Annotated in this window: 12 protein-coding genes; 8 read left to right on the plus strand and 4 right to left on the minus strand. The window is 63.6% G+C overall.

Annotated elements, in window-relative coordinates; translation table 11 throughout:
• The first annotated feature begins 8 nt into the window (after positions 1-8).
• The 6 genes from ACUCV0_RS16845 to ACUCV0_RS16870 all read left to right on the plus strand — a co-directional run bounded on the left by ACUCV0_RS16845 (position 9) and on the right by ACUCV0_RS16870 (position 7,319).
• On the plus strand, positions 9-1,403 hold the full coding sequence (locus ACUCV0_RS16845) for a M20 family metallopeptidase (RefSeq protein WP_482213208.1): 1,395 nt from the start codon (positions 9-11) through the stop codon (positions 1,401-1,403).
• The gene (locus tag ACUCV0_RS16850; RefSeq protein ID WP_482213209.1) at positions 1,403-2,557 is read left to right on the plus strand and encodes a M20 family metallopeptidase; all 1,155 of its coding nucleotides are present in this window, start codon (positions 1,403-1,405) and stop codon (positions 2,555-2,557) included. The genes ACUCV0_RS16845 and ACUCV0_RS16850 overlap by 1 nt, the downstream gene beginning before the upstream one ends.
• Positions 2,558-2,838: 281 nt before the next feature.
• Entirely contained in the window at positions 2,839-3,570 is a 732-nt protein-coding gene (locus tag ACUCV0_RS16855) for a GntR family transcriptional regulator (protein ID WP_133861704.1), read from the plus strand.
• 134 nt (positions 3,571-3,704) lie between these two features.
• Entirely contained in the window at positions 3,705-4,994 is a 1,290-nt protein-coding gene (locus ACUCV0_RS16860) for an MFS transporter (RefSeq protein WP_271654809.1), read from the plus strand.
• Between the two features lie 28 nt (positions 4,995-5,022).
• Positions 5,023-5,853, plus strand: a complete 831-nt coding sequence (locus ACUCV0_RS16865) for an amidohydrolase family protein (RefSeq protein ID WP_271654810.1) — start codon at positions 5,023-5,025, stop codon at positions 5,851-5,853.
• Between the two features lie 89 nt (positions 5,854-5,942).
• The gene (locus tag ACUCV0_RS16870) at positions 5,943-7,319 is read left to right on the plus strand and encodes a GntP family permease (protein ID WP_133861701.1); all 1,377 of its coding nucleotides are present in this window, start codon (positions 5,943-5,945) and stop codon (positions 7,317-7,319) included.
• Between the two features lie 102 nt (positions 7,320-7,421).
• Here ACUCV0_RS16870 and ACUCV0_RS16875 read toward each other — a convergent pair whose 3' ends face one another.
• Positions 7,422-7,892, minus strand: coding sequence for an Lrp/AsnC family transcriptional regulator (locus ACUCV0_RS16875; RefSeq protein WP_271654811.1), 471 nt, complete (start codon positions 7,890-7,892; stop codon positions 7,422-7,424).
• Positions 7,893-8,051: 159 nt separating this feature from the next.
• Here ACUCV0_RS16875 and ACUCV0_RS16880 point away from each other — a divergent pair, with 159 nt between their 5' ends.
• The gene (locus ACUCV0_RS16880) at positions 8,052-9,065 is read left to right on the plus strand and encodes a 1-aminocyclopropane-1-carboxylate deaminase (protein WP_271654812.1); all 1,014 of its coding nucleotides are present in this window, start codon (positions 8,052-8,054) and stop codon (positions 9,063-9,065) included.
• 34 nt (positions 9,066-9,099) lie between these two features.
• A complete protein-coding gene (locus ACUCV0_RS16885; RefSeq protein WP_271654813.1) occupies positions 9,100-9,498 on the plus strand; it encodes a hypothetical protein in 399 nt (132 codons plus the stop codon).
• A 9-nt stretch (positions 9,499-9,507) separates the two neighbouring features.
• Here ACUCV0_RS16885 and ACUCV0_RS16890 read toward each other — a convergent pair whose 3' ends face one another.
• The 3 genes from ACUCV0_RS16890 to ACUCV0_RS16900 all read right to left on the minus strand — a co-directional run bounded on the left by ACUCV0_RS16890 (position 9,508) and on the right by ACUCV0_RS16900 (position 12,157).
• Positions 9,508-10,794 (minus strand): HipA domain-containing protein, encoded by a 1,287-nt coding sequence (locus ACUCV0_RS16890; RefSeq protein ID WP_482213210.1) that lies wholly within the window; start codon positions 10,792-10,794, stop codon positions 9,508-9,510.
• Complete coding sequence (locus tag ACUCV0_RS16895) at positions 10,791-11,042, minus strand: helix-turn-helix domain-containing protein (RefSeq protein ID WP_482213211.1); 252 nt, start codon at positions 11,040-11,042, stop codon at positions 10,791-10,793. The genes ACUCV0_RS16890 and ACUCV0_RS16895 overlap by 4 nt, the downstream gene beginning before the upstream one ends.
• Positions 11,043-11,239: 197 nt before the next feature.
• A complete protein-coding gene (locus ACUCV0_RS16900; RefSeq protein WP_059314851.1) occupies positions 11,240-12,157 on the minus strand; it encodes a LysR family transcriptional regulator in 918 nt (305 codons plus the stop codon).
• Positions 12,158-12,194 lie beyond the last annotated feature (37 nt).

Genomic DNA, 12,194 nt, shown 5'->3' on the forward strand with positions numbered 1-12,194 from the left:
AGTCCGCCATGACCAGCCGTACCCATGCCCTTGAGCTTGCCGCCGCGCACTTCGACAGCGGCGCCTTCCGTACGCGCCTCGCCTCCGCGGTGGCCCATCCCACCGAAAGCCAGGAACCCGAGCGCCAGGCGGAGCTGCAGCGCTACCTGGATGAATTCATCGCCCCCTATGTCGCCAGTCTCGGCTTCAGCAGCCGGCAGCTGGATAACCCGGTCGCCGGCAAGGGGCCCTTGCTGATCGCCGAGCGGATCGAGGATCCGACGCTGCCGACCCTGCTCAGCTATGGCCACGGCGACGTGGTACGCGGCGACGCCAGTCGCTGGCGCGAGGGCCTTGCGCCCTGGACGCTGGTGGAGCAGGGCGAGCGCTGGTACGGCCGCGGTACCGCCGACAACAAGGGCCAGCACCTGCTCAACCTGGCGGCGCTGGAGCAGGTGATCGCCGCGCGCGGCGGGCGCCTGGGCTATAACGTCAAGCTGCTGCTGGAGATGGGCGAGGAGATCGGCTCGGTCGGGTTGCGCACCTTCTGCCAGGAGCAGCGCCTGGCCCTGGCCGCCGACCTGTTCCTCGCCTCCGACGGTCCGCGAGTCTCGGCATCCCGGCCCACGCTGTTCCTGGGTGCCCGGGGCACCTTCAATTTCGACCTGCACCTGGACCTGCGCGAAGGCGGCCATCACTCCGGCAACTGGGGCGGGCTGCTGGCCAATCCCGGCATCATCCTCGCCCATGCCCTGGCCAGCCTGGTGGATGCCAGGGGCCAGATCCAGGTCGCGGGGCTCAAGCCCACCGAGCTGCCCGCACCGGTGCGCCGTGCTCTGGTCGACATCGAGGTGGGCGGCGCGCCGGGCGATCCCGCCATCGATCCCCACTGGGGCGAGCCCGGGCTGACCCCGGCCGAACGCGTCTACGGCTGGAACACCTTCGAATTGCTGGCCTTCACCACCGGCAATCCCAAGGCGCCGGTGAATGCCATTCCCGGCAGTGCCCGTGCCCACTGCCAGATCCGCTTCGTCGCCGGCTGCGACTGCACGACCTTCATTCCGCTGATCGAGGCGCACCTGGCCGAACGGGGTTTCGCCGCCGTGCGCGTCACCCGTGCCAAGGACGAGATCCTCCACGCCTCGCGGCTGGACCCGGAGAATCCCTGGGTGGACTGGGCCCTGACGTCCCTGACCCACACCCTGGGCGAAAAGCCCGCCTTGCTGCCCAATTTCGGCGGTGGCTTGCCCAATGACATCTTTGCCGACATTCTCGAACTGCCTACCCTGTGGGTACCCCATTCCTATCCCGCCTGCTCCCAGCACGCGCCCAACGAGCATCTCCTGGCCCCGGTCGTGCGGCAGGGGCTGCAACTCATGGCCGGGCTGTTCTGGGACCTGGGCGATCGCTGGAGTCGCAGCTGATGTCCCTTGCCGAGACCGCCGCCCTGGAGTGGCTCGCCACCCAGCGCGAGCCGATGACCCTTCTCCTGCAACGCCTGGTCGATACCGATTCCAACAGCTACGACAAGGCCGGCGTCGATGCCGTCGGTGCAGTGCTCACCGCCGCCCTGGCCGAAGACGGCATCGAGGTTGCCCGGACGCCGATCGCCGACTTCGGTGACGTCCTCGCCGCCCAGGTGGGGCCCGCCACCGGCGCTGCGGTGTTGCTGCTGGGCCACTGCGACACCGTCTTTCCGCCGGGCACCGTGGCCAGCCGCGGCTTCACCCGCGATGCCAGCCGGGCCTATGGCCCCGGCGTCGCGGACATGAAGGGTGGACTGGTGGCGAGTTGCTTCGCGCTGCGCGCGCTGAAGCGCGCCGGCGAGTTGCCGTTTCCGGTGCGGGTGCTCTACACCGGCGACGAAGAGATCGGTTCCGGCACGGCTCGCCCGCACCTGGAAGCGGCGGCCCGCGGCGCCCGGGCCGTGCTCAACTGCGAGCCCGGGCGGGTCAGTGGCAACGTGGTCAAGGCGCGCAAGGGCGGCGCCACCCTGGCTATCAGCGTGAGCGGTCGTGCCGCCCATGCCGGCGTCAGCCACGCCGAGGGCGCCAGTGCCATCCAGGCCCTGGCGCTCAAGGTGGCCAAGCTGCACGCCCTGACCGACTACGAGCGCGGCATCACCACCAACGTCGGCCTCATCGAGGGCGGCACCTCCAGCAATACCGTGGCGCCCAGCGCCACCGCGCGCCTGGATGTGCGCTTCGTCGCCTTGGCCGACTGGCCCGCGCTGCAGGCGCGCATCGAGGCCATCATCGCCGAGGTGGAGGTGCCGGGGACAGCCGCCCGTGTCGAACCCACCTGCCTGTTCCTGCCGATGGAGGCGCACCTGAGCCACGACCTGCTGGCTCTCTACCAGCGCGAGGCCCAGGACCTCGGCTTCAGCGTCGAGGGCGAATTCACCGGCGGTTGCGCCGACTCCGGGTTCACCGCCAGCCTGGGCGTGCCCACCCTCTGTGGCCTGGGCCCCGTGGGCGGCAAGGTACACACCGACGCCGAATTCCTGGTGCTCGATACCCTGGTTCCACGCACCCAGGCGCTGGTGGCGACCATCCTGGCCCTGGCCGTAAAGGCCTGACCCTCACGCCGGTTTCCGAAACAGGTGCGACTCCTGGTCGGGGAGGGCCACAATTGGCGGCTTTAGATCCTCGAGCTATCGATTCATAGCTGCCCTTGGTTCGGGGCAGCAATCGGCCAGGATCTGATATTGCTGGCGAAGACCTGCCTGTCGATGACAAGGGCGGTAGGGCAGCCATTCGTCAGCGAGAGAAAAGGCCCTTCCTTGACAGCGAAGTTGTCTGGGCAAATACTCGCTGCAAGATTCATATAGATGACTAGATAACAAGGTGAATAAAGTCGATGAATTCTTTATCCAGTGATGCCCGACTGCCGCTGTACCAACGCCTGCGTGACCAATTGGCTGAGCAGATCGCCAATAATCGCTGGCGTCCGGGGGAGGCGATCCCTACCGAAGCGGCGCTTTCTGCGGAATATCAGCTGTCCACCGGCACGGTGCGCAAGGCGATTGATGCCTTGGTCAGTGAGGGCATTCTGGAACGTCAGCAAGGGCGCGGGACGTTCATTCGACGGGCGCAGTTTCAATCCTCCTTGTTTCGTTTCTTCCGATTCCAGACGGTTTCCGGTGAGCGCCAGGTCCCGGAGAGTCGCATCCTCTCGATCGAGCCCGTTGCCGCACCTTCGGCCGTAGCGCAAGCGCTAGGGTTGCCCGCCGATGCGTTGGTCATTCGTATTGTCCGCGTGCGTCTGCTCGATGTTAAGCCGGTGCTCGCCGAAGAAATCTGGCTGCCCCGCCAGCGGTTCCAGGCGCTGCTGGAGATCGACCTCAGTCGCGAAGGGCCGCTGCTGTATCCGATCTACGAAGAGGTGTGCGGACAGGTTGTTGCCTCGGCCGAAGAAACGCTGACCGCCGAATCGGTGAATGACGTGCATGCCCGCCTGCTCCAGGTACCGGTCAACAGTCCGGTGATTGTGATCGAGCGCTTGGCCCGCGATTACGCGGGTAGCCCGCTGGAGTGGCGTCGTTCACGCGGCCACGCGGAGCATTTCCGCTACAGCGTGGATATTCGCTAACGCCTGTCTGCGTAGCGAAGCGTTCTGCGGCGGCTAGATCGCCAGCCGAGTGCTTGTTTGGTTGCCAACGTCGACCCTGTCGCGGTGGGGTTGGCCGTCGGCTGCCTTGCGTAACACCTATAAGGATAAGACTCATGTTCAGCTGGTATCGCCAAATCACTCCTCGTGAGCGCAAGACATTTTGGGCCTGCTTCGGCGGATGGTCACTCGACGCCTTGGAAGTACAGATGTTCGGTCTGGCGATTCCGGCGCTGATCGCCGCTTTCGCGCTGACCAAGGGCGATGCCGGATTGATCAGCGGCGTTACCCTCGTCACCTCGGCACTCGGTGGCTGGGTAGGTGGGACATTGTCTGACCGCTACGGCCGTGTACGCACCTTGCAGTCGATGATTTTGTGGTTCTCGTTCTTCACCTTTCTCTCGGCTTTCGTCACGGGCTTCAATCAGCTGTTGGTGGTCAAGGCGCTGCAGGGTTTCGGGCTTGGCGGGGAGTGGGCGGCCGGCGCGGTGCTGATGGCCGAGACGATCAATCCGCGCTATCGCGGCAAGGTCATGGGCACTGTACAAAGTGCCTGGGCGGTGGGTTGGGGCCTGGCGGTCGGGGTGTTCACGCTGATCTATACCTCTGTGCCGCAGGACATGGCCTGGCGTGTGATGTTCCTTGTCGGGTTGCTGCCGTCGTTCCTGATCTTCTGGGTACGCCGTAACGTTGAGGAGCCGGACAGCTTCCGGCGTCTGCAAGAAGGCAACGCCATTCCGCAGGGTTTCTTCACGTCGCTCGCGGGCATTTTTCGCCCGGAACTGCTTCGCGTGACGCTGTTTGGCGGGCTGCTGGGACTGGGCGCGCACGGTGGCTATCACGCGGTAATGACCTGGTTACCGACTTTCCTCAAGACCGAGCGCAATCTGTCTGTGCTGAACTCGGGCGGCTATCTGGCGGTGATCATCCTCGCCTTCTGGTGTGGTTGTGTGGCCAGCGGTTATTTGATCGATCGCATTGGCCGTCGAAAAAACATCGTGCTCTTTGCCTTGTGCTGCGTGGTCACGGTGCAGTGCTACGTGTTTTTGCCGCTGACCAATACGCAGATGCTGTTCCTGGGGTTCCCGCTAGGGTTCTTCGCCGCCGGTATTCCGGCCAGTCTGGGAGCGTTCTTCAACGAACTTTACCCGGCCGATGTACGCGGCGCCGGCGTTGGCTTTTGCTACAACTTTGGCCGGGTGCTGTCCGCTGTATTTCCATTCCTGGTCGGGCACATGAGTGATTCCATGTCCCTGGGTTCGGCGATCGGTATCGATGCCGGAATCGCCTACGGCGTGGGGGTGCTTGCCGCACTTTGCCTGCCTGAAACCCGGGGCAGGGATCTTGAAGCCAATGCCACCGCCGTTCCGGCCACTATCAACGGCAATCAGCGCGCTCGGGCGTGATGGTCCCAACCTTCAGTAGATAAAACCCATGTCAGCTCCCCGCTCCAAGTCGATCACCGGCATTGACGCCCATGCCCATGTGTTCAGCCGTGATCTGCAGCTGATCGGTGCACGCCGCTATAGTCCTGAGTACGACGCCACGCTCGACCAGTACCTTGCGCATTTGCAAACCCAAGGTCTGAGTCACGGTGTCCTGGTGCAACCAAGTTTCCTTGGCACCGACAACAGCTACCTGTTGGCGGCGTTGAAGCAAGCACCTCAGCAGTTGCGTGGTGTGGTCGTGCTGGAGCCAGGCATCAGTCGTTCTACCTTGAACGACATGGCGCAACTGGGCGTGGTCGGCGTGCGCCTGAACCTGATCGGCAAGGCGTTACCTGATTTTCGTGACAGTGCCTGGCAAGGGTTTTTCAGCGATATCGCCGATCTCGACTGGCATGTCGAGTTGCACCGGGAAGTCAGGGATCTGCCGGGCTTGATCCGGCAATTGACGCCGTTCGGGGTGAAATTGGTGATCGATCACCTGGGGCGGCCGGACGCGAATGCGGGTCTCGATCAGCCCGGTTTTGGCGAGTTGCTTGAGGCCGGATCGAAAGGCTCGATCTGGATCAAGGTATCGGGAATCTATCGTCTGGGAGGTACGCCACGACAGAACATTGATTTCGCTCGAAGGGCATTACCGTTGCTGGAAAAAAGCGTTGGCCTGCATCAGTTGGTATGGGGCAGCGACTGGCCGCATACCCAGCATGAGCAAAGCGTTGACTTCGCCACCGTCGTCGACCAGTTGCAAGCCCTGGAGCTCTCCGCGCAAGCCAGCGCCGCGCTGCTGGTGAACGCGCCTCGCAGGTTATTTGGTTTCTAGGAAGACGAACGCTGCAACCTGGCCGTTGCAGAGGCCATTCATTTCACCCTCCTACAAGAGTTTGGCACCAGCCCAACCGAGAACCTTTCATGACTCCCTTAGATATAGATCTGTTACTGACTGCATTGATCAGCGTCGTGGTGCTGGTAGTGCTGATCGTCTCGCGCCTCAAAATGCACCCGCTGTTGGCGTTGCTGGTGGTTTCCGTCGGCGTAGGCTTTGCAACCGGTATGGAGCCAGATCGCATCGTCTCCCAGCTGGTCACCGGCGCCGGCAAGACACTGGGGGCTGTGGGGGTGGTCATCGCGCTGGGGGCGATGCTCGGCAAGATACTTGCGGACGCCGGCGTCACCGAGCAGATTGCCGCGGTCATCCTCAGGCGCACATCGGATCGGATGATTCCGTGGGCGATGATGATGGTCGCGTTCGTGATCGGCATTCCGATGTTTTTCGAGGTCGGCCTGGTGATCATGCTGCCGCTGATCTTCAGCGTGGCGCGCAAGCTGGAAAGTCAGGCGCGCTTCAAGGGTTCAGCCTATGTCTATGTGGGCGTTCCGGTGATTGCCGCACTGGCCGCGATGCACGGTATGGTCCCGCCGCACCCTGGCCCGTTGACGGCCATCGCCGCGCTGAAAACCTCGGTCGGGCCGACCATGCTCTATGGTTTCCTGGCGGCTATCCCGGCGATGATCCTGGGCGGCCCACTGTATGGCGCTTTCATTTCCCCGCGCATGAGCACTCGGCCCGATCAGGTGTTGCTGGATCAGTTCACCCTGGCTGAAAAAGCCGACGATAAACCAGGCCCCAGCGTATACCTTGGCGTGCTGGCAGCCTTGCTGCCGGCGATCCTGATGCTGATCCATGCCGTCGCCGAGATGGTATTGGCCAAGGACAATGCGCTGCTGAAAATGGCTGGTTTCCTCGGCAATCCGCTGATAGCGATGCTGCTGGGCGTGCTGTTCGCCGGCGCGAGTCTGGTACTCGCGCGCGGCGGCGATGCGGAGCAATTGCGCGAATCGCTGGGCAAGAGCCTCAAGCCAATCGCCTCGATCATCATGATCATCGCTGGCGGCGGTGCCTTTCAGCAGCTGCTGACCAGCGCCAAGGTGGGCGATGCGATTGTCCACCTGACTCAGCAGTCGGCGTTCCCTCCGCTGGTCCTCGGCTGGTTGATCGCCATGTTGCTTTCGGTCTCTACCGGTTCCGCCACGGTCGGTATCGTAGGGGCTGCCGGCTTGCTGGCGCCGCTTGCCGGTGCCGATCCCAGCCTCAACCTGCCGCTGCTGGCCTTGTCCATTGGCTGCGGCTCGCTGTTCTTCAACTACGCCAACCATGCAGGTTTCTGGATGGTGAAGGAATCCTTCGGCATGACGATGGGCGAAGCCACCAAGACTATTTCGGTGGTGCAATCGATCGTCGCCGTGGTCGGTTTGATCGTGGTGTTGCTGTTGAACGTGGTCGTGTAATGGCCTGAGGCGGCGTCAAATCAGGACGCCGCCCTCTGTGAAACCCCTTATCTGAACGGGCGCCGCTCGGCACCCGTCCCTCCCTAGGCGCCACCCACCTGTTCAGATAGGCAACAGCCCCTCGGTCTTGACTTCGTTCAGCACAAAAAAGGTGCGCACCTGGCGCACGCCGGGCAGGGCGATCAGCCGTTCGCTGTGCAGGCGATTGAAGGCGGCGATGTCCTTGACCCTGAGCTTGATGAAGTAGTCGACGTCGCCGGCCACTAGGTAACACTCCAGCACCGGGGGCAGGGCGCGGGCGGCCGCTTCGAAGGCCTGAAAGGAATCCGGGGTCGATCTGTCCAGCACCACGCCTACCAGTACCGCGGTTTCTCGTTGCACCGCCTTGGGGTCCACATGGGCCCTGACGCTGGTGATGACGCCGCTCTCGAACAGCCTGCGCGTGTGGTTCCAGCAGGCGCTCGGGCTCAGGGCAACCTGGCGGGCCAGCTCGGCATTGCTCAGCCGGCCGTCCTGCTGCAGGGCGCGCAGGATCTTGCGTTCTACCGAGGTCAGTTCCGCAGCTTCGCTCATCGAAAGATTCTCCTTGGAAAGCGGTTATTGGAGGAACATCCATGCGGATTCTGGGAGTCCTTCAAAAGGAAAGCAGATTTCGTACCGCTCATTCGAAAGCACCTTTTTCAGGGTTTTCCCTAGCATTGAAGGCGTTCTCTCACCACTGGAGTCGCTGCTATGTCCCTGGATCTCGAAAAGCGTTTTCCCCGCGTCAAGCTCGGTTACTTCCCATCGCCCCTGCACAAGCTGGAGCGCATGTCGAAGGACCTTGGTATCGAACTCTGGGCCAAGCGTGACGACGTTTCCTCCGGTCTCGCCTATGGCGGCAACAAGGTGCGCAAGCTGGAATGGCTGGCCGCCGATGCCCTGGCGCAGGGCTGTGACACCCTGGTCTCCATCGGCAATATCCAGTCCAACCACACGCGCCAGGTGGCGGCCGTCGCCGCCGTGCTCGGCCTCAAGTGCCGGTTGGTCCAGGAGGAGTGGACCAAGTGGGATGATCCGGTCTACGACAAGGTCGGCAACATTCTGCTGTCGCGCCTGATGGGCGCCCAGACGCTGCTGGAAGGCGAGGGCTATTCCACCGCGGTGAAGGCGACCTGGGAGCGCGCGCTGGACGAGGTACGTCGCGAAGGCGGCAAGCCCTATGCCATTCCCGCCGGTGCCTCGGACCATCCCCTGGGCGGCCTCGGCTATGCTCATTTCACCGATGAACTGGCTGCCCAGGAACGTGAGCAGGGCCTCTTTTTCGATACCGTGGTGACAGCCACCTGTACCGGTTCTACCCAGGGCGGCATGGTGGTGGGCTTTCGCGCCCAGGAGCGGGAACGCCGCCTGATCGGCATCGACACGGCGGCGGACGCCGAGATGACCCGCGCCGCCGTGACCAAGATCGCGCGCAACACCGCCGAGATGATCGGTCTCAAGCAGGAGATCAGAGACGAGGACGTCATCATTGATCCGCGCTTCTGCGGTCCTGACTACGGCTTGCCGGACGCACCTACGGTAGAAGCGATCCGCTACACCGCGCAGATGGAGGGGATGCTCACCGACCCGGTCTACGAGGGCAAATCCATGGCTGGGCTGATCGCCATGGCGCGCAGCGGCGAGATCGCCAAGGGCAGCCGGGTGCTCTATGTTCACCTCGGGGGAGCACCAGCGCTCAACGCCTACCACAACGCCTTCGCCTGAACCCAGGCGACGTCCGGTCACCAGGAGGTCCGGCATGACGATCCAGCCCTGGACAGCGGTAGAGGACCTCCGACCGGCCGTGGCGCTGGTCATCCTGCATGGCGGTCTCGAACCGGCGGTGACAGTTGAATTACGTACCGGCCTACCGGGTTGCAGCGACCTGCCCGTGTTGCAACTGGAGGAGGCTGCCCGTCTGCATGAGGATTGGCTGGCGCGTGGCCCGCACAGCCGGATCGTGGGGCTGCTGTCCCGCCTGGGGAGCGATTGCCTGCTGCTGGTCGTCGAGCCGGAAGGCGCGAGCGAGCTGGAGTGGCTGGGATCGGTCGCGGGTCAACGGCTGCAGCATTTCTCGACCGCTACCCCCACGAGCGAGTTGATCGCGCGGCTGCGACAACTCAGGCGTGAACGCCTACTAGCGGTGTTGCCGCTTTGACCCTGTCCGTCACGCCAGTCGTTCGACCTGTTCGACAATCAGCGCCTTGATCGCGCGCAGGCAACGCAACTCGCCGGCAAAGATGGCCCGCAGCTCCGGTCGCGCGCTGGCCAGGACCTGGTTCTCCTGCTCGGTCCGTTCCAGCAGGAGTTGAGCTTGTTGCGGCAGGCGCTGACGCAGCCGCTGCAACTGGGCAGCCGCTGGCGAGCGCTTGATACCTAGGGCCTCGGCGGCATCCAGCAACCGCTCGCGGTCGATGGCAGCCAGGCGGCTTTCACCCAGGATCGGCCAGGCGAGGGTGGTCGCATCCGGCCAGCGCTGCTGATCGAACGCACGGCTCTCATAGACGGCGGTGCAGAGCAGGTCGTAGCAGGGCGCCAGGGTCAGGCCGCGGGGGGAGACCAGGAAGCCCAGATTCTTCAGATGGGCATCGGTATTGCCCACCAGCACGTTGAACGCCAGCCAATTGAACAGCCGCGTACGGGTCACGGCAGGTGCCACGCACAGCCGGGCCAACTCGGCCAGACGCTCCAGGCTACCGGCCTGGTACTTGAAGTGACGGTCCAGCCCCAGCACCTGGCAGGCGTCGATGCCATGTTGCCGCTGCCAGCCCCGGGCGGTATGGACCCGGTCGAAGCGCTCGATCAGATAGACCGGTTCGGGTACGTAGCGCCGCTCGACGGCAGGAACGATCAGTCCCACGGTACCCGCCAGGCGCATGGTGAACCACTCGTTGATCACCGAATGAGCGAAGGCCTCGTGAGGGTGATCCGGCTTGAGGATATGGGTCGAGGGCCAGGCCCCCACCGGTTCCTGCAGCCCCTGCTCATCGAGGATCACCGCCAGCTTGTGTTGGGCGCCGGCCAGCGACATGCGTTTGTGCGCTTCATGGGTCAGCGGCAACTGCGGCATGGCGCGGATTCGCCGGGAGAGGTCGGCATCGCTCAGGGGACGACGATCTCCGGGTGGAAGGTGCTGGTCGTCGGCGAGCAGGGTGAGAGAGCCGGCGGATTCGGCACCGTACCAGCTCAGGAGCGCGAAGGCATCGGCCGCATCGAGGCGGGCATCCTGGGCGAGTAGGTATCGCTGGCCTTCTTCGGGAAGCAGGTTGTCGAAGTACCACTGCACCGGACGCTGCGAGCTGCCGTCGATTAGTGGCTCAGACTGCAGGGGGAGCTGCGGGCAGAGTGCGAAGGCCTGCCAATCGGGCTCATACTGGAAGGACCAGATACCGTTCTCGTCCCGTAACCGACCTACCAACCGGTCGTCGATCCAGGCCAGCAGTTCACGCCTCATGGTTTGCGGGCATCTGAGAGGAGGTCCACCTCAGGGGGCAGATCCACGATCAGGCGCACGCCTAGGCCTTCGAGCACCTGAAACAGCTTGCCCCACTGAACGCTTTCACCGCCGCGTTCTACCTTGCCAAGGAAGTTTTCGCTGACGCCAAGACTACCCGCGGCATCGTCCTGACGTAGCGCCTGAGCCTTGCGCGCCTGGCGAACGAGGGGTCCCAGATCAGCGGCATTCTTGAGTGTCACTTGCATTATTTATCCTCACGATCGTGAGGATTATCCTACCGCCATAGGTTGGTTCCACACAATCCTTACGATCATGAGGATTCTGCTAAACCGATAAGGATATTCTCTAGAATCCTTTCGACCGTGAGGATTTTTAGGCTCGACGCAGTTACCTTATCGATTAGAGCGCCGATTGGACGGACTCGCTCAAATCAGGCCCGGAATCAACGCCGCGCCCCTATCTGCTGGGGCGCGAGAAAGGCGCTGTGGAAGTAGCTGCGAAAGGCCTGCATGGCTGGCGTCAACGGCCGTTCACGGTGCCAAGCCAGGCCCACGCTCATCGGCGTGATGGGCTCCACCAGCGTACGCGTTTCCAGCCGCTTGCCTTCCAGCGACCAAGGACGATAGACCAGGTCGGAGAGGATGGCCACGCCGCTGCCATTGGCCACCATGCTGCGCACCGCTTCTACCGAACTGGTGCGCAGCAGTACCTGGGGCTCATGACCCGCCTGGCGCCAATAGCGCCTCGCGCTCTGTTCGGCCTCGTCGACGGTAAGCAGGATATAAGGCTCGCGGGCGACGTCGGCCAGGCTGACGTTGGGATGGTCCCGTAGCGGATGGCCGCTGGGTAGCCAGAGGCGGCGCTCGGAGTTGAACAACGTTTCGGAAACGATGTCCTCGTGGGTCAGGTTGGCGGTGAGCACCACCGCCATGTCGATACGCTTGTCCAGCAGGGCTTCCTCGATGGCCTGACGCTCCTGCTCATGGACCGCCACTCGTACTTCGGGATAGAGCTGCGCCAGGCGTTGCAGGTGGTGGGGCAGGAAGTAGCCGATCACCGTGTAGCTGGCGGCGATACGCAGTTCGCCGCTGGCACGGTGGTCGGGCAGGGCGCTGCTCAGGGCGTCATCCACCCCGCGCAGGATGCCGTAGGCATGATTGAGGAAGTGCCGGCCGGCATCGGTCAGCGCCATGCCCTGGGCCGAGCGGACGAACAGACTGGCGCCCAGCAGTCCCTCCAGCTCCTGAATGGCGCTGGTAACAGCCGACTGGGAAATGTTCAGGTGAATGGCCGCCTGGGAGATCTGCCCCAGTTCGGCGGTCGCGGTGAAGTAACGCAGCTGACGCAGGGTAAGGGCCATGGCGATCGTCCTTGGGTATCGATTTTTCCGAACGCTG

The sequence above is a fragment of the Pseudomonas sp. VMV1 genome (assembly GCF_056790235.1).